Genomic DNA, 22,420 nt, shown 5'->3' with positions numbered 1-22,420 from the left:
AGTTCTATCCAAAAACCTTTTCACACAATTTAACATATTCCTGATAAGCAGGAAACTCCTCCAGGCCTGTAAGGCGTTTTGCAACTCCCTTGTAATACCAGGCGTGTTCTGACTTGTTCTTTTCGTTAAAACGCTGCCAAAGGTCATCTCCCATTAAATAATAATCTCTTGCCGTCGCCCGCAAATTGCTCAGCTTGTCCGCCAAAACAAGGATCTTGCTCTCCCTGGAAGCCTGTTCCAAATGATCAAGAGTCGCACATTTACGTTCCTTCCAACACTTTGTTTTATCTTCTGTCTCTTCCATAACCAGTTCAGCCACCCGGGGTCCGAATTCTTCCTTAAGCTCCGCTTCCGTAACACCTGTATCCTCTACCACATCGTGAAGAAGAGCAGCACAGATCATCTCTTCATCTGTGACCATCAAGGCAACGATGACTGCCGTCTCCAGGGGGTGGACGATATAGGGGATCTTCGTCCCTTTTCGAAAGGTCCCTTCATGGGACTTGGTTGCAAACGCAACAGCTTTCTTGACCATACTGAGTCTCCTTTTGTTCTTTCTTAGAAAAATAACCGTTCGGTCAGCCAAAGGCAACTCGAACTTCCTTAATATATTAACACAAATTATTACGATTTAATAGATAATCTTGTAAGATTCATCTTTTTCTGATATGCTTATAGGCGTAAATACCATCAGGAGGAAAAGGGAATCAGTATGAACCAGTATAACAATCAAATCAGACCAAACCGCAGGAACCAACGCTCTGGCAACAGACACGATGCCGGGCAAAACGGCTTTCTAACGGTCCTTCTGTTTTATGTGCTTCCTTTCATCGTCATCAATGGCCTGATCTTTTTTCTGGTGACAGCCAAACCAAAGGGCCAGGTTACCATCGGTGAAAGCAGCGATTATATTTCCACGACCATGGAGCTTAAGATCAACTCCCTGCTTCCTGTAAAAAGCATAGAGGTGGCTTTAGACGGCGCTTCCGTTGAAGTGAAGAAATCAGGTCTTAAGACCTATACCGCAGTTCTTACAAACAACGGAGTTCTTGAGGTAAAGCTTACATCCTTCAACAAAATGAAGACCGCTTTATATGAACAGGTAGATGTTTTGGATGACACACCGCCGACCATTAAGGACAATGTATTTGAAGACGGAGTTCTTTCCTTCCGTTTGGAAGACAGCCAGTCCGGCGTGGATTTTTCTTCCGTTTTTGGCTGTGATGAGGAACACCCGGAGATTCTTCCCCTGTCCATCGACCGGAATACGGGACTTGTGAGCTTTGAGCTTAAAAATGAAAATCTGACCATTAAGGCAAAAGACAAGATCGGCAACGAGCTTCATGTAACCTTTACTCCCCAGGGAGAAAGCATTGATGAGGAAACGGAAAACGGTGCGGCAGAGATTGATACGGAATCTTAAGCCATGGCCATATCATAAGTAAATACCAAGAATATGAATAAAGTGCAGTTCCCGCGATATGCTTCCCTTGTGATAAGCAGTTTAAATAATAAAAACTGCATACCACAAGGGGAGCATATCTTCATGTCTGGAAACAGAAACGTATTACCACAAGATGTCCAAATGTCAGACAAACCATCCTGGAAATAAAAAGGAACCTTCTGTAATTGATCAACAAATTTTGAGGTTGTTCCTAATTATAATTGACAACAAATCTGAAACACGTCATTTATACTGTCATATAATAACATGACTTATTATACAAGGAACCGTTATGAACGTTAGCATTGGTATGAAAGCCCCTGATTTTACTGCTATGACAACATTCGGGCCATTAAAGCTGTCCGATTACAAAGGACAATGGGTTATTTTATTTTCCCACCCAGGCGATTTTACGCCTGTATGCACTACCGAATTTATTGCTTTTGCACAGGCCAACGATCAGTTTGAAGCATTAAATACAAAGCTGATCGGCTTAAGCATAGACAGTAACCCTTCCCATCTGGCATGGGTAAATCAAATCCGTTTATTAACGGGTATTCAAATTCCTTTTCCAGTTATTGCAGACCGCATGGCTGAAGTTGCAAACCTTTATGGCATGATTGCTCCTGATGTCTCTAAGCAGGAAACCGTTCGAAATGTTTATTTCATTGACCCGAATCAGGTAATTCGCGCTATCCTCATTTATCCTTTAACCAACGGCAGAAATATTTCTGAAATACTGCGTCTGTTAACCGCTCTGCAAACAACAGACAAATGCGGCGTTGTAACTCCTGCTAATTGGGAACCCGGCAATCCCGCAATGGTTCCTCCGCCCGGCACTTATGAGCAAACCTTAGATCGTATCAATGATCCTGAAACAGCGGGTTTAAATTGTGTGGATTGGTTCTGGTGCTATAAAAATAAGACTTGTTAATTAAAATCAAAAAAGAAAGTCGATCCGGGTTTTACCTGAATCGACTTTTTCAATACATACTTATTTTATCCTTCTGGTAGACTCTCCCTCTACCAGTTCGGCTTTAAAAACCTTTTTCTGATGCTCTGCCTTATTTTTGATCACATCAAATAAGATCTTAATGGTGGCCTTTGCCATCTCCTCTACCGGCTGGCGGATGGTTGTGATGGAAGGATTATAGTAACGGGCAATGTCAAGGCCGTCATAGCCGGCCACACAATAGTCCTCAGGGATCTTCCCCCCATGCTCAAAGATCGCCTTACAGGCGCCGATGGCAATGCTGTCTGAAATAGCGTATACAGCCGTAAAATCCGGTTTCTCTTTCAGAACCCGGTTCATCATCCGGTACCCGTTATCCATGGTATAGCATTCCTCACATTCCTGAGAAAAGATGATCAGGGATTGGGAAGGAGTGATGCCGTTGTCTGCAAGGGCCTTTTTGTACCCTTCCAGCCGAAGGCGGCCGATGCTCTCATCATCAGAAGCAGCAGTGAGGATGAGGATCTTTTCATGACCAAGTTTACATAAGTAATCCGTCATTTTATAGCTTTCCGCATAATCATCTACGGATACGCAGGAAAAATCAGGTAATTCTCCAGAGTACGACCTTATTCCGATGGTACTCAGCACATAGGGAACAGTAAGCTGCTCTAACTCCTCCCTGCTATGGGAAAAATATCCTCCAAGGAATACGATTCCCCTTGGCTTCTTTTCCTTAATCAGTTCCAAAGCCACATCTACTTCATCCTCCTGCTCATCCACCCGCTGCAGGATGAATGAGTATTTCTTTTTCTGGATCTCCTCTTCAAAGACACGGATCATCTTGCTGAAAAAGGGATTGCCGATTCCTTTGATCAGCACAGCAATGGCCCTGGAATCGGTGCGTTTTAAATTCCGGGCGCTGTTGTTGGGAATATAGTTGTTTTCCTTGATCACCTGCATGATCATGTTCTTTGTCTCTGGATTGATATCCGGATGGTTGTTGATGGCCCGGGACACGGTGCTGACACCCACCCCGCATAATCTGGCTATATCCTTAATGTTTATGGAGTCCATCAGAAATACTCATCCCCTTTCGTCACGCCCTGCCGTAAAGCCTGGCAATTTTTCTGCATTTTTCCGCAAGCTCTTCTGTTATTTCCCCTGAAAGCATGCGCCATCTCCAGTTTTTCCCCAGGGTGGAAGGCTCATTGATCCTGGCCGCCACGCCAAGCCCCAGATAATCCTGAACCGGTATCACAGCCAGCCTGGCAATGCTGGCTAAGGCCAGACGGATAAAATCCCAGTGGATCTCTTCTCTCGGCGTATTTCCGTTATTCATATAGTCAATGGAAAGCTGCCGGTCCTCATTTGATAAGTCCTCATACCAGCCCCTGATGGTGTTGTTGTCATGGGTTCCCGTATATACCACGCAGTTTTGCGTATAGTTATGCGGCAGATAATCGCTTTCTTCTCTGGAATCAAAGGCAAATTCCAGCACCTTCATGCCTGGAAATCCCGTATCCTTTACCAGTTTTAAAACCGACGGAGTCAAAAAGCCAAGATCTTCCGCTATGATATCCAGCTTTCCGAATTTTCCCCCTATCCGGTTGAAAATATCAATACCTGGCCCTTTTTCCCAGACGCCGTTTACGGCATTCTCACTTCCGGCAGGAATGGAATAATACTCATCAAAGCCGCGGAAATGATCCACCCGCACCACATCGTAGAGGCGGAAGCTGTATTCCATCCGCTCCATCCACCATTCATACCCAGTTTCCCCATGGTACTCCCAGCGGTAAAGGGGATTTCCCCACAATTGTCCGGTGGCGGAAAATCCGTCCGGCGGGCATCCTGCCACAGCAACAGGCTCACAGCTTTCATCAAACTGAAACAGCTCCGGATGGAACCAGGAATCCGCGCTGTCAAATGCCACATAGATAGGAATGTCTCCGATGATCCTGATACCCTGTTCTTTGGCATAGGACTTTAACCGGCTCCACTGCTCCTCAAATTTCATCTGAAGGAAACCGTAAAATCCCACCTCATCTGACAGCTCTTTTTCATACCGGGAAACAGCCTCCTCCCTTCTAAGGCGGATGTCTTCATCCCAATAGATCCAGCTTTTCCCTTTAAAATGATCCTTAACCGCCATGTAGAAGCAGTACCCGGCGGTTTCCTCTCCAAGGAGCTTTCCCGGCTCTTCCGGCGTATGCCCCAGTTCCTTCCACCGTCCGTAAGCCATTCTTAACAGGGGAAAGCGGTTACTGTAGATTTTTCCATAGTCAATGTCCCTGGGATCATCTCCAAAATCCATTGCCTCACATTCTGCAGTGGTAAGCAGCCCCTCCTTCACCAGCTCATCTAAATCAATGAAATAGGGATTTCCCGCAAATGCGGAGAATGACTGGTAGGGAGAGTCCCCATAACCGGTAGGGCCTAAAGGGAGTATCTGCCAGTACTGCTGCCCTGCTTTTTTTAATAAATCAATAAATTTATATGCTTCTTTTGAAAATGCCCCGATCCCGTATTTTGACGGAAGGCTTGCAACCGGAAGCAACATACCACATTCCCGCATAATCAGTCTCCTTTTTTTGTTTATCTCTGCAGACAATGAGCCAGGCGCAGGAATGCCTGTATTCTGCATCCGGCCAATGCTGCAAGGGTCAAATGTTCCGCAGCCTGCTGCAGGATATTTGGCTTTCTATCCCTTTACCGCACCTGCAGCCACGCCCTTTATGATATATTTCTGACAGCTTAAATAAAAAACAATAATAGGAAAGATGGCTAAAACCAGCATTGCCATCATGGCCCCCATATCAATGGAGCCGTATCCGCCCTTTAAGTTCTGAATAACCATTGGTATTGTACCTTTTTCCTGGGGAAGAATCAAGCTTGGAAGTAAATAATCGTTCCAGATCCACATGGCATTTAAAATGGCAACAGTCACTGCCGTAGGCCTTAACATGGGGAATACCACATGAAAATAAGTCTGAATGGGAGAACAGCCGTCAATCATGGCTGCCTCTTCGATCTCAAGGGGAATGGCCTTTACAAAGCCGCAGAATAAAAATACCGCCTGCCCTGCTCCAAAGCCCAGATAAAGAAGCACCAGGCCGTAGATGGAGTTTAAGTTCAAATCATTGGCCGTTTTTGACATGGTGAACATGACCATCTGAAAGGGCACGATCATGGCAAATACAAAAACATAATAAAATATTCCGGTAAATGCGGATTTCACTCTGGTTAAATACCAGGCCGTCATGGAAGTGAACAGGATGATCACTGCCACAGAAGCTACGGTAATAAACAGGGATCTGCCGAAGGCCGGGAAAAGACCTGTTTTCCGGATGCCTTCCACATAATTGGCAAGCCCCACATAAGTGCCTGCCTTTGGAAGCTGGAAGGGCGCATCGCTGATAAACAGCTTGCTCTTAAAAGAGTTTATGAGAACCAGGACAATGGGGAATAAAAACGCCAGAGAGAGGACCGTAAGCCCGGCCGTAAGGAATGCTCCCGCGGTTTTTCCTACCTCCATTTGCTGGATTTCCACATTTTTTGCCTTTCTGCTCATCAGTTCTCCACCTCCTTACGCCGTGTTAATGAAAGCTGGGTCAGGGAAATAACCGCAACCATGAGAAAGAACACCGTGGCCTTTGCCTGGCCCACCCCTTCCCAGCCCACTCTGCCGTAAAAGGTACTGTAAATATCAAGGGCCAGCATACTGGTCTGCCTTCCCGGTCCCCCTGCCGTCAATGCCAGGTTCTGGTCAAACAGCTTAAAGGAATTTGTCAGGGTCAGAAACAGACAGATGGTAAAGGATGGCATGACCATGGGAATCATGATCCGCTTTAAGATCTGGAATCTGCTGGCCCCGTCGATCCTGGCGGCCTCCACCAGCTCTCCAGGAACATTTTGAAGCCCTGCAATGTAAATGATCATCATATACCCGATGAGCTGCCAGTTCATCAGGATCACCAGGCCCCAAAAGCCGTACTTGGCGCTAAAGGAAAGGGTCACCCCAAACTTTGCAAGGATCCCGTTTAACAGTAGCTGCCAGATATAACCAAGCACAATGCCGCCGATTAAGTTTGGCATGAAAAATACGGTCCGGAAAAGGTTGGTCCCTTTGATCCCTCTTGTAAGGACATAGGCCAGCAGAAACCCCAGGGTATTAATGGTCACCACGGACACAAGGGTGAACTTTACGGTAAATACCAGGGCATTGATAAAATTCCGGTCCATAAATATTTTTTTATAATTGGAAATTCCCACCCAGGTCGCATCCTTTACCGTAGTGAATTCTGTAAAGGATAAATAAATACCCATGACAAACGGGTACAGAAATGCAATAGTAAATGCGGCCAGTGTGGGAAGAACAAATATTGGAAAGTACCGTTTCATTGACTTTTGCATAGCAGCTCTCCTTCTATAACTCTTTCTCCGTTTAGGCAAAAAACCTTGGATAAGCCTAAGCCGATGGAGTTTTCTTGTATAAAAATGGGTGAGGCATCTCCCTCGCGCTCACCCATTTCCTTTTGAAACTATTTTGATTCTCTTATTTTGTCATGGCTTTCTCGTTTGCCCAGTCGGCCTTCATATCATCCACAACGGCCTGCCAGTCCTTGCCGCCCTGTGCATATTCAAGAAGGGAAGCTCCGAAGTCATCCTTAAAGGTCTGGCTTGGGAAGGAGGTAAAGTTCCAGGATACGGAATATAAGTCCTTGTTATTCATATACCGGTCAATTTCCTTTGCCAGTGGATCGGTTGGCTTTTCGTCTGCCGCAAAGGTATCAAAGGGAGCGATAAAGCCCAGCTTGTTGGTTACATAATCCTTTCCTGTTTCAGAAGTAAAGAGCCACTCCAGGAAATCCAGGGAGGCCTTCTGGTCCTCTTCCTTTGCCTGACTGTTGATGGAGAAAAAGTTTTCCGTTCCAATGCAAAGTCCCTGCTTTTCCTCGCCGGTTACTCCGGTATAGATAGGAAGGAATTTCACATCCTCTTCCTTTACCGTGTTTCCGTCAACACCGGACACCTGTCCCCAGCCCCAGTTTCCGTTCTGCACCATGGCAACCTTGCCCAGAGCAAATTCCGCCATGGAATCCTCAACGGTTTTTGCACCTACCATCTTGGGATCGGTACAGGAGTTGTTAATGTATAAGTCAAAGATGTTCTTGTAGCTGTCTGCATACTTAAAGTCAAGGGCATCTTTATCGGTTACGTTGTCATCCTTATATTCATAGTAAACCGGAAGGTTTGCCAGATGAGTCTGCCATCTCCAGTCTTCGCCAGGAGCAAAGGAAGTGGAAGCGAACACGCCCTCGATTCCAAGGTCAGCCTTTCTTGCCTGCATATCCTCTGCAACAGCTTTGAGAGAAGCAAAACTATTGATCTCATCAATGGATTTTGCCTTTGCACCGTCAAGAGCAAAATACTTCTTCATGATGGCGTCATTATAAATGATGCCATAGCCTTCCACTACGTAAGGAATGCCATAAACTCCGTCCCCGTCCTTCACAGCCATATCTTTATCAACCAGATGTCCGTAAATTGCCGCATCCTTTAAATCCTTGCAGTATTTTGCCCAGGCCTTATAACCGATAGGTCCGTTGATCTGGAACAGTGTAGGCGGTTCCTTTTTTGCCACCTCTGATTTTAAGGTCTGCTCATAGGTTCCTGCTGCCGCTGTCTGCACCTTCATGGGCACGCCGGTCTCCTCTGTGTACTTTCCCGCAAGCTCCACCCATGTGTCTGCCACCTCAGGCTTAAAGTTCAGATAATAAATCTGTCCCTTTGCTTCTGCCGTATCACCGGCCTTTGCTGCTGTGGTTTCCGCTGCCTGGGTTTTCTGCTCTGCCCCTGTTGTTTCCGGGGCCTTGCCTGAAGAACAGCCCGCAAGTGTTCCTGCCGCCATTGCCGCCGCCAGGGTAAGTACTGCCAGTTTCCTTAGTTTCATAATATCCTCCTTCCGTGCTTACGCACATTCCGGTTGATGGATGGTCCACACAACCCCCAATTTTTTCCTGTATACCTTTCATACAGAAGCTTGTTGCACCCCCTTGTTTCCGGGCTTTATCTTTTCCCGGTCATTGGATCCCTTTGTTTCGGTAACGATATCGGTAACGTTTCCAATAACCTTATGGCTATAAGATATCACAATGCACAAAAAAATGCAATAGATTTAGCCAAACTTTCTTTTTTCGTTAATACAATACATTTTTATTCTTTTTTTTATGCATTATGCACAATATTTCCCCTGTATCAGCCTGTTCCTATGGTTTTTAGGCTCTTAAGCCCATTTCTTTCCATAGTTAGATTTTCGTAAGCAAAACCTAGGAAATTTGACCCGGAATGTTAAGAGAAAAGAAATACAAAATCTTCCATTTTCCTGTAGAATGAGATTGAAAGAAAAACGTCTTTCAGCCTTGAATTTGTGAACAGCGTGTCCCGCTTCACCGGGCACAACAGACCCCATTTCATCGGGCGTCAATTGGATATGCAGGCATATTCGTTTGATTCATCAGGAGGCAAATTATAAAAAGGAGGATATATTTATGAGAAAAATGAACAAACCACTGGCGGCCATTGTCGCTGCCGCAGCCGTACTTTCCATGACTGCATGCGCCCAGACAGGGACCGCTTCCGTTCCGGGAGCCAATGTGACCACCGTCAGCACCAAAGATACCAATACCATTCAGGTAAACAGCACAGAGGGTATCAAGGTGGTTCCTGATATGGCTCAGATCAATTATGCAGTGCTCACCCAGTCCGAAGACCCTAAAACCTGCCAGGAGAAAAACAGCGCAGATACCAGCAATGTCATTTCCTTTTTAAAGAATTCCGGCATTGATGAAAAATCCATTCAGACCTCCAGCTACGGCCTTGAGCCAATGTATGACTGGAACAATTCCGGCCAGCAGATCACCGGATACCAGATGCGCACAAGCATCACCTTATCCGACCTTCCCCTGGATCAGGTAAGCACTCTGCTTTCTTCCAGCATAGATGCAGGCATTAACTGCATTGACAGTGTGAATTATCTTTCCAGCAAATACGATGAAACCTACAGGGAAGCCTTGAAAAAGGCAGTGGAAGCCGCTAAGGTCAAGGCAGAGGCCATTGCAGCCGCCAGCGGCGTTACCCTGGATGGATTCGCTCACATTGAAGAGATGAACACCTATGCCAATATCAGATACTCCTCCTCCGTTGCAAAAGAAGATATTGCTGCAGGAGCCAAGTCCGTGGTTGTAGAGCCTGGCCAGATCGGTGTGGAAGCCCAGGTGACCGTGACCTACCGGGTAAAATAAAAAAGAGGCATTCCCGTATAAAGGGGCTGCCGCAAAATTCTTCCGCAGAAGAACCGTATAAAGAAGGAGCCTTGAATTGGTCTTAAAGACCATATTCAAAGCTCCTTTTTTATGCCATGAATGCTGTATTGCTGTACCGTCTGTAATTGAGGATCATTCTCAGCAATCCATTTTCCCTTGGAACCTTTTTTCGTATCAGGAACGGCGGTCTTCTACCTGAACCTCCATCCGGCTGATAGGAATCTCGATTCCTGCCTCTTCAAATTCAAGCTTAACCCTTTCCAGGATCTCCCATCTCACGGGCCAGTAATCGTCTATGGTGGTCCAGCCCCTGCCTCCGATGGTAACGGCATTTTCCGTTAAGTCACTGACAAAAATATCTATGGGTTCCTCTTTGAGGACCTTCTCCTGGCGGTAAAAAATGCTCTCCATGATTTCCTTTGCCTTCTTTAAATCCGAATGGTATCCGATCCCTACCAGAACATCCAGCCGTCTCTTATCCATGGCGGTCACGTTGGTAAGGGGAGAATTGGAAAGAGTCCCATTGGGAATGACCACCTGCTTGTTATCGCCTGTATTCAAAACTGTGTACACAAGCCCAATGGTCCGGACCGTGCCTTCTCCATCCTTTGATACGATATAATCGCCCACCCGGAAGGGCTTCATAAGAAGGATCAGCACCCCGCCTGCAAAATTAGCCAGGCTTCCCTGAACTGCCAGACCCACGGCAATACTTGCAGACCCCAGCAAGGCCACAATGGAAGCCGAATTCACTCCGATCTGACCTGCTATAATAAAAACCAGCAGACAGTACATGGTGGCATTTAAAACTGACAGAAGGAACTTTCTTAGGCTGACCTCCATATCCACCCTCTTAAAGGAGCGGTTCAGCATACGATAGATGATCTTAATGATCCTGGAACCTATGAAAAAAATCACCAGGGCGATCAAAAGCTTTATCCCGAATGCGATCATTTCAGGAGCCCAGCTCTTTAAGGTTTCCAGCACGGCATTGGGCCTTAGCTGGTCTAAGTTTTCCTGTACCTCCTGCTGGAGCTCCGCCAGGGACTCCCCCGGCAGCACACCGGAAACCATATGGAATATCATTTAAAAACCTCCTGACTCATTATCATATTTTTGCGCCTGATGAATCAAGCGGATAAGCCTGCATATCCGGTTGATTTATAAATCCCTGGCTGAAAGTTTTTTACTTTCAGCTTTTGCTTTTTTAGTATATGCGGGCTTCCTGGCATTTTTCCCTGCCAATGCCGGTTTCTTTTTTTCAGGGGTACAGGTAAAGACCACAACGCTTAAGGGGGCAAGGGTGATTTCCATGGAATCCGGCCTTTGGTCCGCCTCTTTTTTCTTAGAGGTTTTTCCCCGGGGATTTACACGGCCCTGTCCGCCGAAGGCCTTGTCGTCACTGTTTAAGATCTCCTTATACTTTCCTTCAAAGGGAACTCCCACCGGATATTTCTCATGGAGCACAGTATCGAAGTTGCAGAGGAATAGAAGGGTTTCTTCCTTTTTCTTTGTCTTTCTTAAAAAGCCTGTGATGCTGTCCTTAGAATCCGTGCACTTCACCCACTCAAAGCCGTCCGGGTCATAATCCATCTGGTACAGGGCCGGCTGGCTCTTATAAAGATGGTTTAATGCTTTTACGTAATCCTTTGTCAGCTTATGAAGGGGGTTTTCAAGGATCTCCCAGTCAAGGCTTTTATTTTCATTCCATTCGCTGACCTGTGCAAAATCCTGTCCCATGAACAGAAGCTTTTTACCGGGATGCCCCATCATAAAGCCGTAGGCGGTTCTTAAATTGGCTGCCTTGGCATCCAGGGTATCCCCCGGCATTTTGCCGATCATGGAGCCTTTTCCATGAACCACCTCGTCGTGGGAGAATACAAGGACGAAATTCTCGCTGTAGGCGTAAAGCATACTGAAGAGCATCTCTCCATAATGGTGCTTGCGAAAGTAAGGGTCACACTGCATGTAACCGGTAAAGTCGTTCATCCAGCCCATGTTCCATTTATAATCAAAGCCCAGACCTTCATTCTTAACATCAGCCGTGATCCTGGGCCATGCCGTAGATTCTTCCGCAATGAGAACCGCCCCATCCTTTCTGCCCTTGAATATGGAATTCAAATGCTTTAAGAACTCAACGGCTTCCAGGTTCTCATGGCCGCCGTAAATATTGGGGACCCATTCTCCCGGTTCTTTGCCGTAATCTAAGTACAGCATGGAAGCCACCGCATCCATGCGGATCCCGTCGGCATGGTACTTATCCGCCCAAAACAGGGCATTGGCAATGAGGAAATTGCTGACTCCCGGCCTGCCGTAATTATAAATCAGGGTACCCCAATGGGGATGAGCCCCCTGTCTTGGATCCCTGTGCTCATAAACACAGGTCCCGTCAAAGCTGGCCAGTCCAAAGCTGTCCCTTGGGAAATGAGCCGGAACCCAGTCTAAAATCACGCCAATGTCCTGTTTATGCATGTAATCCATGAAATACATAAAATCATCGGGCGTTCCGTAACGGCTGGTAGGCGCATAATAGCCGGTCACCTGATATCCCCAGGAGGCATCCAGGGGATGCTCCATAATGGGAAGAAGCTCCACATGAGTGTAACCCATATCCCTCACGTATTCCGCCAGCTTTTCTGCGATCTCACGGTAATTATAAAATTCAGAGCCAACGACCTGGCCTCCGTCCTCATCAAACTCCGCTTCCTTCCGAAGCCAGGAGCCTAAGTGAACCTCATAAACGGACATGGGGTTTTGCTTGGAATCAGTCCCTGCCCTTCTTTTCATCCATTCCTGGTCACTCCATGGATACTGGTTGATATCCCAGATAACGGAAGCAGTATCAGGGCGCAGCTCACAGTAATTGCCGTAGGGATCGCTTTTGAGCTGAGGCTTCCCGTTTTTATGCTTCAGCTCATACTTGTAAATCAGCCCTGCCTTTAGTCCGGGAATGAATAACTCAAAAATACCGGAATTCCCCAGCCTCCTCATCTGGTGACGCCTGCCATCCCATAAGTTAAAATCCCCTACCACGCTGACACGCATGGCGCATGGCGCCCACACGGAAAAGTATACCCCTTCCGCTCCGCCGGCAGTCATAGGGTGCGCCCCCATTTTTTCATAGATGCTGTAGTGAATTCCGGATTCAAACTTTTTAATATCTCCTTCTGTGTAGAAGGATGGGTAAGAATAGGGATCCAGACATTCCTCTGATGTCCCGTTGTCATAAGTGATCCGCAGGGTATAAGCTGCTATTGTTTTCCTCGGTATGAGAGCCGCAAAAAAGCCGGCTTCATCTGCAAGCTCCATAGGGTATTCCTTACCGCTTTCCTTAAACCGGACTGTCACCGATTCTGCCGTAGGAATAAATGCCTGGATAAGCAATCCCTCTTCTGTGACATGGGGTCCCAGAATCTTGTGGGGATTCGCTGCTTCTGAATATACAATTTCCTCAATTCCGGCCCAATCCATTAAATCATACAATTTTCCATCCATACATAGCCCTCCTGCTCCCTCTTTATGGAGATATTTTATCACTCAGGCATGTAATTTTCAAGAGTCTGCCAGGAATTGAGGATCATTTGGCCCTTGCGTAAGCCAGCATTAAATCAACCATTCTGCCATAGCTGTTGACTCCGTCCGACTGGCTGTTAAGCTTTAAATAAGTATCATTCATCCGGTTGGAAACCTCGGCGGTCTTTCCCTCGTACTTCCCCCAGAACTCATTGTTGTACCTTAAATCCTCCCAGGCTCTTTCACTAAGCTGTCCGCAGATCTCCCAATAAGCCTCCTGGTCCGCTTTTGCCAGGGCATTGGTGGCGTAGATCCAGCCGGTGAGATTTCCGCTGTAGCGAAATCCCTCATCCTCAGAGCCGATGCAGGCTAAATATCCGATGAAGTTGGCTTCATCCTCCCTCATGAACCCTCTTAAATGGGACAGCTCGTGGCAGACCGTATGGGGAATGTTGTACTCCGGCATGAACCGGTTATAAGTGGCCTCCACCGTAAAGGGGGAATACTGGCCGCAAAGCTGCTGGACAGAAAAGAAGTAAGACCATATCAAAGGCTTTGGTGGCGGGTAATAGCCTGCCAGCTCCGGATAAGTCTCTCCCAGCCCCTTCATGGCCTTCACACTTTCCTTCCCCAGGACTTTTCTGTCCGTTTCCCGTTTGATGCCTTCTCCGCACAACTGGTTTACATCAGCCGTAAGCTGCAGGCAGAGGTCTTTTAACTCCTCCAGGGAAGACTTTCTAACTTCCAGCCCCGAATAGCTGGAAAAGGGCTTCCGGTAATAGTTGATTCCGCAGTTAAGGGTAAACAGCAAAAAAAGGCCGGTAACAAGAAGCACGGCTCTTATAAGAATCCGCTTCCCCTCCCTGCGGTGGATAAAGATGTAATAGACGGCGTACAGGATGAACAAAAAAGTGGCTGCCTCCACAAGGGCAAAGGGAAACATCCCTGACAGCCTTCCCATGCTTCCTACCATGATCCGGTAAACCCGCCTGGCATACCAGTCCCCGAAACCCGGAACCTTTCTTGCCAGGATCTGAAGCAGCAATGAAACTGCAAACAATAACCCGGAGACTGCTAAAAGCCTCCTATCCTTATTCCGGCCTATCCCTCCCATGATCCGGCTCCCCCTGATGTAAGTTTTTTATATTGATTTTATAGTATCATTATTTTATGGACAATCCGTAGAGTATTTGTGAATATTTTCTTACCATTTTGTGAAACCCCTTGCGTTATAAATCAATCTCATTTAAACTTTGTAAAGGAACCATCAGGAAGGAAACACCCTGCGGGTATACCTTCATGCCCAGAAAACGTGGACAATAATAAGGAAAAGAAGTGAAATAATATGAAAAGAGACGATAACATGCCAAAAGAACGGGAATCTTTTAGCTGGAGAGAAGAAATCATCAGTTGGATCAAGATCATCATCACTGCCGCTGTCATTGCATTTTTGCTCAACAATTTCATCATTGCAAACAGCAGGGTACCCAGCGGGTCCATGGAACAGACCATTATGACAGGGGACCGGGTCATCGGCTCCAGGCTGTCCTATTATTTTGGCGATCCCAAGCGGGGAGATATAGTCATCTTCCATTTCCCCGATGATCCCACCGGTAAGACCTATTACGTCAAACGTGTCATCGGCCTTCCCGGCGACATCATCGATATCCGGAACGGTAAGGTTTACTTAAATAATTCCGAAACTCCTCTTGAAGAGCCCTATCTTCCTGAGCCAATGGATCCGGAACCTGACGCCCATTACGAAGTGCCGGAAAACAGCTACTTCATGCTTGGGGACAACCGGAATTTCTCTGCAGACGCAAGAAGATGGAAGCATAAATACGTAGAAAAGGATAAGATCATCGCAAAAGTCCTGTTCCGGTATTTCCCCTCCATTAAAAAAATTGAATAAGAAAAAAACGCAGGCCCGGAGCCCTCTCCCTGCCTGCATTTTTATTTGTCCTTTTACCACTGGTAATATTTAACCAGGGCCTGTGTTCCCTCATTCTCATGGCCGGAAGCAGCCATTTCCTCATACATGGAAAGCACGTGATCAAGCACGCCAAGGCTGATGCCCGCGTCCTTGGCCTCCCCGGCCGCAAGCTTCATATCCTTGATAAAATGTTTGATGAAAAATCCGGGAGCAAAATCCCCGGAAAGAATCCTGGGAGCCATGGCGCTTAACTGGGCGCTTCCTGCGGCGCCGGTGGCAATGGAATCCACCATAACCTCTGTGTCAAGCCCGTTGGCCTTTGCATATACCATTGCCTCACAAACGCCGGAAATGGCTCCTGCAATGGCTATCTGGTTGCACATCTTGGTGTGCTGGCCATTGCCGGCTTTTCCTTCATACCGGATGGCCTTTCCCATCGCCTCAAATACAGGAAGGCAACGGTCAAAGGTCTCCCGGTCTCCTCCTGCCAGTATGGTAAGGGTCCCTTCCCTTGCGCCCGTATCCCCTCCTGTTACAGGGGCATCTAACGCCGTCAGCCCTGCTTTCCCGGCCTCTTCGCAGATACGCACCGCAAGCTTTGGGCTGGTGGTGGTCATGTCAATCAGGCAGGTTCCCTGGTCAGCATTTGCAATGACCCCATTTTCCCCGAAATACACCTCTTCCACATCCTCCGGATATCCCACGATGGTGATGACTCCATCCCTGCCCTTGGAGCAGGTCCTGATATCCTGGCACCATATGGCTCCCTCAGAAATGACATCCTCTGCCTTGCTTCTGGTTCTGGTGTATACCGCCACCTCATAGCCGGCTTTCATTAAATTGCGTACCATGGATTTTCCCATAATCCCAATACCGATAAATCCGATCTTTTTCATATGTTTTCCCCTTCCCCAATTTTTAATTTCTTTTTTCGATATCCATTACCATATCCACCCGGCGCTGGTGTCTTCCGCCTTCGTATTTGGCATCCAGCCATTCTTCCGTGATCATCTTCGCCATTTCCGGCCCAATGACCCGGGCACCAAAGCAAAGGACATTGGAATCATTATGCATCCTGGAAAGCTTTGCCGTGTAGGGTTCGCTGCACACACATGCCCGGACTCCACGGACCTTGTTGCAGGCAAGGGAGATTCCCACTCCTGTCCCGCAGATGGCGATTCCTAAATCAGCCTCTCCGTTCACAACGGCGCGCCCTACCTTTTCCCCATACTCCGGATAATCGCAGCTTTCTGTGGAATTGGTTCCAAAATCCATTACCTCATATCCCTTGCTCTCTATAAATTCCTTGATGTAATTCTTCATTTCTATGGCCGTATGGTCATTTCCCATTGCTATCTTCATGGCTATTCTCCTGTCATTCTGTCGTTGCTTGCGCAAAATATATCCGGCATTTAACATATCATAAATGCCGGATTTTATCAAGTTCCTGAACCTCCGTCACCGTTCCCTGGCTCCTGTCTGCCGTAAAAGGCCAGGATCCTGTCCATTCTGGAAGCCATGTTGGCAAGGAGTAAGTCTGCGGTGGTAAGAGCCGCCATGGCTTCCACCACCACCACTGCACGGGGAACCACAATGGGGTCATGGCGTCCTTTGATCTGGATCTCTGTTTCCTCTCCCTGGCGTGTCACGGTCTTCTGGGGCTGGGCCACAGACGGCGTTGGTTTAAAGGCTGCGCGGAGAACCACCTGGGAACCGTCGCTGATCCCTCCAAGGATCCCTCCTGCATGGTTGGTGATTTTCTCCATATTCTTATGGGTCCCCTTACAAAATCCGTCATTGTTCTGGGAGCCCAGGGCACGGGCGGCCGAAAAACCGTCACCGATCTCAAAGCCCTTGACAGCTCCGATGGACATGACCGCCTTTGCAAGAGCCCCATCGTATTTTTCAAATACCGGATCTCCAATGCCGGCCGGTACACCGTCAATGAGGCATTCCACCACACCTCCCACGGAGTCCAGTTTTCCCATCATCTCTTCTAAGTATTCCTCTGCATTGGCAGCCGTTTCCTGATCCGGCATGAAAAGATTATTATTGTCCCGCTCTTTTATATTAAAATTCTCCTGCTTTACCTCATAAGGCCCAACAGACCTGGTGTAGGCGGTCACGGTGATCCCCAGGCTTTTTAAAAAGCAGGCTGCAACAGCGCCGGCAGCTACCCTTCCGATGGTTTCCCTTCCGGAGGAGCGCCCGCCGCCCCGGTAATCCCTGATCCCGTATTTTTCATCAAAGGTAAAATCTGCATGGCCCGGACGGTAGACCTCCATTAAGTTTCCGTAATCCTTAGAACGCTGGTCCGTGTTCCATATGACCATGGAAATGGGAGTTCCCGTTGTCATCCCCTCAAAAACCCCGGACAGGATCTCTACCTGATCAGCTTCCTGGCGCTTTGTAGTAAATTTGCTCTGTCCCGGCTTTCTCCGGTTTAGATATTCCTGGATATCCGCTTCCTCCAGTTTAAGTCCCGCCGGACAGCCGTCTACCACAACGCCGATGGCCTTTCCGTGAGATTCCCCCCAGGTTGTCACCTTCCATATTGTTCCCAGTGTTGAACCCGCCATGTATGTCTCTCCTTTCCTGTCGCCTGCCCACCCTTTCCGGGCAGAGCCTCCCCGCTTTACCGGGTGTAAAGATATACCTGCAAGGTATTTATTTTCCGACTTTCACGATCACGCAGCTATTAGGCTCATTGACCTTGATCTCCTTGCCGTTCATAACAAGAAGACCTTTTACATAATCAATGGAAAAAAATGTGATGCTGCCTGTGTCATGATTAATGGAAGCGATATGCTTATCATCCGGAAAAATACAGATATCCTTTGGATAACCGCCGCTTATGGGAAGACAGCATAAGGCTTCTAAAAGCCCTGTATCCTTGTCCCTCATATAAACTGAAACAGAATTGTCCCCGGCATTGCCGCAGAATGCATACTTTTCATCATTGGATAAACGCATGGAACATGCCGAGGTAAGCTGGCTGTGCTTGGGGCCCACAGTGGAGATGGTCTGTATCTTCTCGATCTTCGGCTGGCGCTCTCCTGTTTCATAGGTGAACACATCGATCACATTCTTTAACTCGGAAACAAGGTAGAAAAACCTTCCGTCGGAACTGAAACGGAAGCACTTGGGAGCCGACTCCAGCTCGCAGTGCAGGGCATCCACCAGGATCATTTCCTCGTCCTTTTCATTAAAACGGTAGATTTTGATCTGGTCGATTCCCAGATCAGCCACCATGATGAATTTTCCGTCAGGGGTTCTCCTGGAACAGCTTACATGGGGGCGGAAGTTTCTCTCCGCCACACTGCCAAGGCCCTTGTGGAACACTCCTGCCACGATCTCCCCTACGGAGCCATCCTTATTCAGACGCAGCACCGTGGACTTTCCATCGTGGTAGCCTGATACGAAGATATATTTATCTTCCGGGTCCGTAGACAGATGGCAGCCTCTCATTCCCTTTATATTGGCGGAATTAAGCCTTGTAATCGCCCCGTTCTCATGAATGCGGAAGGACACGACGCCTTCGTCTGCAATGGAGTACAGGGTCTTCCCGTCATTTGAAGCAATCACATAGGAAGCATTATCAACTTCCACCTCACATCTTGGAATAAAACGGCCCTTTTCCACATCAACATCGTATACGGTGATCCCCTTTGCCTGTCCATTGTAGGAATAAGAACCTACATAAGCCATATACTTGCCTTTCATCATACATTTCCTCCTGATATCTTCCTTGGCATGATTTCCTAAATACAGGCTCGCCCGCCCTAAGAAAACAGCCGTTCGACGAGCCGTCAGGCGAATCGAACTTCCTTGCATAACGTAAAACTATCATATCATAAATTTCCCCGTTTGTTAAGGAAAAACTTCCTTAAAAACTATTGACATACAATGAAAAAACAGTATAATGTATCTTGCTGCCTGTTTATCATTACTAAACTTTTTAGTTATATTTATCGTCAGTTAGTATAGGTAAACTTTCGGCTTATTATTAACAAAAAGGAGGAGCATATGGATATCGGTGCAAAACTAAAAGAGCTTCGGGTCTTAAAGGGACTTACCCAGGAAGAGCTGGCTGACCGCGCAGAGCTGTCAAAGGGGTTCATTTCCCAGTTGGAAAGGGACTTGACCTCCCCCTCCATTGCTACCCTTTTAGATATTTTGCAATGCCTTGGAACCTCAGTTGGCGAGTTCTTTAATGAAAGCCCGGAGGAACAGATCGTATTCGGAAAAACTGATTACTTTGAAAAGCATGATGCAGAGCTTAAGAATGACATCAAATGGATCATTCCCAATGCCCAGAAAAACATGATGGAGCCCATCCTTCTCACCCTGGAGGCCGGCGGAGAAACCTATCCGGACAATCCTCATGAGGGCGAGGAATTCGGCTATGTGCTGCAGGGTAACATCTCCATCCATATAGGAAATAAAACATATAAAGCCAGAAAAGGGGAATCCTTTTACTTTGTATCAGACAAAAAACATTACTTAAGCAGCAAGGCCGGCGCTGCCCTTATCTGGGTCAGCTCTCCGCCAAGCTTTTGACAGGAGGATAAAGGGTTATGGGTCAGCCATTAATCAATCTAAGGAATATTACAAAAAGCTTTGACGGTACCATGGTACTGGATGATTTAAACCTCTCCGTAAAGGAGAACGCATTTGTTACCCTGTTAGGACCCAGCGGATGCGGTAAAACTACAACCCTTCGGATTATCGGCGGCTTTGAAGGCCCTGACCGTGGGCAGGTGATTTTTGACGGGCAGGACATCACCAACCTGCCTCCCAACAAGCGGCAGCTTAACACGGTTTTCCAGAAATACGCTTTGTTTAACCACATGTCCATTGCAGAAAACATCGCTTTTGGCTTAAAAATCAAAAATAAACCAAGAACTTATATACAGGATAAAATCAAATATGCCTTAAAGCTGGTCAATTTAGACGGCTATGAAAACCGCTCCGTAAGCTCCTTAAGCGGCGGCCAGCAGCAGCGGATCGCCATTGCCAGGGCAATTGTAAACGAGCCAAGGGTCCTTCTCCTTGACGAGCCTTTGGGCGCTTTGGACTTAAAGCTCCGCCAGGATATGCAGTATGAACTGATCCGTCTGAAAAATGAACTGGGCATCACCTTTATCTACGTTACCCATGACCAGGAGGAAGCCCTGACCATGTCTGATACCATCGTTGTCATGAACCAGGGCTATATCCAGCAAATGGGTTCCCCGGAAAACATCTACAATGAGCCGGAAAATGCCTTTGTGGCTGACTTCATCGGAGAAAGCAACATTGTGCCCGGAATTATGGTCCGGGATGAGCTGGTGGAGATCTTCAGCGCCAAATTCGTCTGCGTGGATAAAGGCTTTGGAACCAACGCCCCGGTGGACGTGGTCATCCGCCCGGAGGACATTGACCTGGTACCTCCTGAGAACGGCACCCTGACAGGCATTGTGACCCACTTAATCTTCAAGGGCGTCCACTATGAAATGGAAGTGACCACGCCTGACGGCTTTGAATGGCTGGTACACAGCACGGATATGTTCCCGGTGGGACAAAAGGTGGGCATCCATGTGAACCCATTTGACATCCAGATCATGAACAAACCGGCTTCTGAGGATGAGGAGGCTGTGGGAATCAATGAGTAAAAAATTATTATCCGGCCCATATATTTTGTGGATGATCGGCTTCATCCTGATCCCGCTGGCGCTGATTGTGTTTTACGGGCTCACGGACCGGTCCGGGGCTTTTACCCTGGCAAATGTCCTGTCCATAACAACGGCGGAGCACTCAAAGGCCCTTTGGCTCTCAATGGGGCTTTCCCTTGTCAGCACGGTCCTCTGCCTGATCCTTGCTTATCCTCTGGCCATGGTCCTTCGTTCCAGGGGAATGGGGCAGGGAAGCTTTATCGTTTTTATCTTCATCCTTCCCATGTGGATGAATTTCCTTCTTCGGACCCTGGCATGGCAGACTTTGCTGGAAAAGAACGGCGTCATAAACGGCGTGCTGAACGCCCTCCATCTGCCCAGCCAGAATCTGATCAATACACCGGGAGCCATTATCCTTGGCATGGTTTACAACTTTCTGCCGTTTATGGTTCTCCCTATTTACAATGTACTGATGAAAATTGATGACAATGTGATAAACGCTGCCAGAGACTTAGGGGCCAACACGGTCCAGGTCCTGTTCCGGATCCTGCTTCCCTTAAGCGTTCCCGGCATTGTCAGCGGGATCACCATGGTATTTGTTCCGGCCCTTACTACCTTTGTCATCTCAAACCTTTTGGGAGGAAGCAAGATCCTTCTGATCGGCAATGTCATTGAGCAGGAGTTTACCAAGGGAAGCAACTGGAATTTAGGCTCCGGTCTTTCCCTTGTTCTCATGATTTTTATTCTGATCAGCATGGCACTTATAGCCAAATACGATAAAAATGGGGAGGGGACTGCATTCTGATGAACAGAAAGAGTTATATCAAACGCTTTATCCAGGATTTTTATCTGGTGATCATTATGATATTTTTATACGCCCCCATTGCCACCATGGGTGTGCTGTCCTTTAACAGCTCCAAATCCCGTACCCAGTGGGGCGGCTTTACCACCAGATGGTATGGGGAGTTGTTTTCAAGCAGCACCATTATGACGGCCCTTTACAACACCCTGCTGATCGCATTCCTGTCATCTCTCATTGCGGTCATCATCGGCACTGCAGCGGCCGTTGCCATTAACGGCATGAACCGGATCCCCCGGTCTCTTCTCATGGGAATTACCAACATCCCCATGCTGAACGCGGATATTGTTACGGGAATCTCTCTCATGCTGGCGTTTATCGCCTTTAAGATTTCCCTGGGATTTCAGACCATACTGATTTCCCACATTACCTTTAATATCCCTTATGTCATTTTAAGTGTCATGCCAAAGTTAAAGCAAACGGATAAAAGCACTTACGAAGCCGCCATGGATTTAGGCGCCACATCGGTCACCGCATTTTTTAAGGTGGTGTTCCCGGATATCCTGCCCGGCGTGCTTTCCGGTTTTCTCCTGGCTTTTACCATGTCCCTGGATGATTTTATCATCACCCACTTTACCAGGGGAGCAGGCATCAATACCCTTTCAACCTTAATTTACAGCGAAGTGCGCCGGGGGATACGCCCCTCCATGTACGCTTTGTCAAACATCATCTTTATAACGGTGCTGGTGCTGCTTCTCATCACCAACTTTGCACCAAAGCGTAAAAAACAATAGGAG

The 22,420-nt window shown here is 47.4% G+C and carries 21 protein-coding genes; 8 read left to right on the top strand and 13 right to left on the bottom strand.

Annotation, left to right across the window (positions count from 1 at the left end; genetic code table 11):
* Window positions 1-4: 4 nt before the first annotated feature.
* Entirely contained in the window at window positions 5-535 is a 531-nt protein-coding gene (locus ACYVD3_RS22790) for an HD domain-containing protein (RefSeq protein WP_460644795.1), read from the bottom strand.
* 177 nt (window positions 536-712) lie between these two features.
* Here ACYVD3_RS22790 and ACYVD3_RS22785 point away from each other — a divergent pair, with 177 nt between their 5' ends.
* On the top strand, window positions 713-1,423 hold the full coding sequence (locus ACYVD3_RS22785) for a hypothetical protein (RefSeq protein WP_460644794.1): 711 nt from the start codon (window positions 713-715) through the stop codon (window positions 1,421-1,423).
* A gap of 313 nt (window positions 1,424-1,736) precedes the next feature.
* The gene (locus ACYVD3_RS22780; RefSeq protein ID WP_460644793.1) at window positions 1,737-2,378 is read left to right on the top strand and encodes a peroxiredoxin; all 642 of its coding nucleotides are present in this window, start codon (window positions 1,737-1,739) and stop codon (window positions 2,376-2,378) included.
* 60 nt (window positions 2,379-2,438) lie between these two features.
* On the opposite strand, the gene ACYVD3_RS22775 is transcribed toward ACYVD3_RS22780, so the two are convergent.
* From ACYVD3_RS22775 to ACYVD3_RS22755, 5 genes are all read right to left on the bottom strand, one after another.
* Window positions 2,439-3,473: a LacI family DNA-binding transcriptional regulator gene (locus ACYVD3_RS22775; RefSeq protein ID WP_460644792.1), complete on the bottom strand. Its 1,035-nt coding sequence runs from the start codon at window positions 3,471-3,473 to the stop codon at window positions 2,439-2,441.
* Window positions 3,474-3,495: 22 nt separating this feature from the next.
* Window positions 3,496-4,974 (bottom strand): 4-alpha-glucanotransferase, encoded by a 1,479-nt coding sequence (malQ, locus tag ACYVD3_RS22770; RefSeq protein ID WP_460644791.1) that lies wholly within the window; start codon window positions 4,972-4,974, stop codon window positions 3,496-3,498.
* Between the two features lie 126 nt (window positions 4,975-5,100).
* Window positions 5,101-5,970 (bottom strand): carbohydrate ABC transporter permease, encoded by an 870-nt coding sequence (locus tag ACYVD3_RS22765; RefSeq protein ID WP_460644790.1) that lies wholly within the window; start codon window positions 5,968-5,970, stop codon window positions 5,101-5,103.
* Entirely contained in the window at window positions 5,970-6,812 is an 843-nt protein-coding gene (locus ACYVD3_RS22760) for a carbohydrate ABC transporter permease (protein WP_460644789.1), read from the bottom strand. Before ACYVD3_RS22760 ends, ACYVD3_RS22765 begins: the two co-directional genes overlap by 1 nt.
* A gap of 142 nt (window positions 6,813-6,954) precedes the next feature.
* On the bottom strand, window positions 6,955-8,352 hold the full coding sequence (locus tag ACYVD3_RS22755; RefSeq protein ID WP_460644788.1) for an ABC transporter substrate-binding protein: 1,398 nt from the start codon (window positions 8,350-8,352) through the stop codon (window positions 6,955-6,957).
* A 598-nt stretch (window positions 8,353-8,950) separates the two neighbouring features.
* Between ACYVD3_RS22755 and ACYVD3_RS22750 the strand changes: the two genes are divergently transcribed.
* Window positions 8,951-9,703: an SIMPL domain-containing protein gene (locus ACYVD3_RS22750; RefSeq protein ID WP_460644787.1), complete on the top strand. Its 753-nt coding sequence runs from the start codon at window positions 8,951-8,953 to the stop codon at window positions 9,701-9,703.
* Between the two features lie 195 nt (window positions 9,704-9,898).
* Here the strand turns inward: ACYVD3_RS22750 and ACYVD3_RS22745 are convergent, their stop codons facing one another.
* The 3 genes from ACYVD3_RS22745 to ACYVD3_RS22735 all read right to left on the bottom strand — a co-directional run bounded on the left by ACYVD3_RS22745 (window position 9,899) and on the right by ACYVD3_RS22735 (window position 14,351).
* Window positions 9,899-10,810 (bottom strand): mechanosensitive ion channel family protein, encoded by a 912-nt coding sequence (locus ACYVD3_RS22745; protein WP_460644786.1) that lies wholly within the window; start codon window positions 10,808-10,810, stop codon window positions 9,899-9,901.
* 75 nt (window positions 10,811-10,885) lie between these two features.
* On the bottom strand, window positions 10,886-13,219 hold the full coding sequence (gene glgB / locus ACYVD3_RS22740) for a 1,4-alpha-glucan branching protein GlgB (RefSeq protein ID WP_460644785.1): 2,334 nt from the start codon (window positions 13,217-13,219) through the stop codon (window positions 10,886-10,888).
* A gap of 82 nt (window positions 13,220-13,301) precedes the next feature.
* Window positions 13,302-14,351, bottom strand: a complete 1,050-nt coding sequence (locus tag ACYVD3_RS22735) for a DUF3810 domain-containing protein (protein WP_460644784.1) — start codon at window positions 14,349-14,351, stop codon at window positions 13,302-13,304.
* Between the two features lie 231 nt (window positions 14,352-14,582).
* On the opposite strand from ACYVD3_RS22735, the gene lepB reads away from it, so the two are divergent.
* On the top strand, window positions 14,583-15,149 hold the full coding sequence (lepB, locus tag ACYVD3_RS22730; protein ID WP_460644783.1) for a signal peptidase I: 567 nt from the start codon (window positions 14,583-14,585) through the stop codon (window positions 15,147-15,149).
* A gap of 53 nt (window positions 15,150-15,202) precedes the next feature.
* Here the strand turns inward: lepB and ACYVD3_RS22725 are convergent, their stop codons facing one another.
* From ACYVD3_RS22725 to ACYVD3_RS22710, 4 genes are all read right to left on the bottom strand, one after another.
* A complete protein-coding gene (locus ACYVD3_RS22725) occupies window positions 15,203-16,066 on the bottom strand; it encodes an NAD(P)-dependent oxidoreductase (RefSeq protein WP_460644782.1) in 864 nt (287 codons plus the stop codon).
* Window positions 16,067-16,088: 22 nt separating this feature from the next.
* Entirely contained in the window at window positions 16,089-16,532 is a 444-nt protein-coding gene (gene rpiB, locus ACYVD3_RS22720) for a ribose 5-phosphate isomerase B (RefSeq protein ID WP_460644781.1), read from the bottom strand.
* Between the two features lie 77 nt (window positions 16,533-16,609).
* Window positions 16,610-17,749: a chorismate synthase gene (gene aroC, locus ACYVD3_RS22715; RefSeq protein WP_460644780.1), complete on the bottom strand. Its 1,140-nt coding sequence runs from the start codon at window positions 17,747-17,749 to the stop codon at window positions 16,610-16,612.
* An 88-nt stretch (window positions 17,750-17,837) separates the two neighbouring features.
* The gene (locus ACYVD3_RS22710) at window positions 17,838-18,893 is read right to left on the bottom strand and encodes a lactonase family protein (RefSeq protein WP_460644950.1); all 1,056 of its coding nucleotides are present in this window, start codon (window positions 18,891-18,893) and stop codon (window positions 17,838-17,840) included.
* A gap of 303 nt (window positions 18,894-19,196) precedes the next feature.
* Here ACYVD3_RS22710 and ACYVD3_RS22705 point away from each other — a divergent pair, with 303 nt between their 5' ends.
* The 4 genes from ACYVD3_RS22705 to ACYVD3_RS22690 are packed head-to-tail and all read left to right on the top strand — an operon-like array spanning window position 19,197 to window position 22,417.
* The gene (locus tag ACYVD3_RS22705; protein ID WP_460644779.1) at window positions 19,197-19,730 is read left to right on the top strand and encodes a helix-turn-helix domain-containing protein; all 534 of its coding nucleotides are present in this window, start codon (window positions 19,197-19,199) and stop codon (window positions 19,728-19,730) included.
* 17 nt (window positions 19,731-19,747) lie between these two features.
* Window positions 19,748-20,824, top strand: coding sequence for an ABC transporter ATP-binding protein (locus ACYVD3_RS22700; protein WP_460644778.1), 1,077 nt, complete (start codon window positions 19,748-19,750; stop codon window positions 20,822-20,824).
* Entirely contained in the window at window positions 20,817-21,629 is an 813-nt protein-coding gene (locus tag ACYVD3_RS22695) for an ABC transporter permease (protein ID WP_460644777.1), read from the top strand. The genes ACYVD3_RS22700 and ACYVD3_RS22695 overlap by 8 nt, the downstream gene beginning before the upstream one ends.
* Window positions 21,626-22,417, top strand: coding sequence for an ABC transporter permease (locus ACYVD3_RS22690; RefSeq protein WP_460644949.1), 792 nt, complete (start codon window positions 21,626-21,628; stop codon window positions 22,415-22,417). Before ACYVD3_RS22695 ends, ACYVD3_RS22690 begins: the two co-directional genes overlap by 4 nt.
* The last annotated feature ends 3 nt before the right edge of the window (window positions 22,418-22,420 follow it).

It is taken from the genome of Lacrimispora brassicae, from assembly GCF_054772055.1.
The sequence above is the reverse complement of the archived record's forward strand: the minus strand, read 5'-3'. Positions and strand labels throughout refer to the sequence as shown.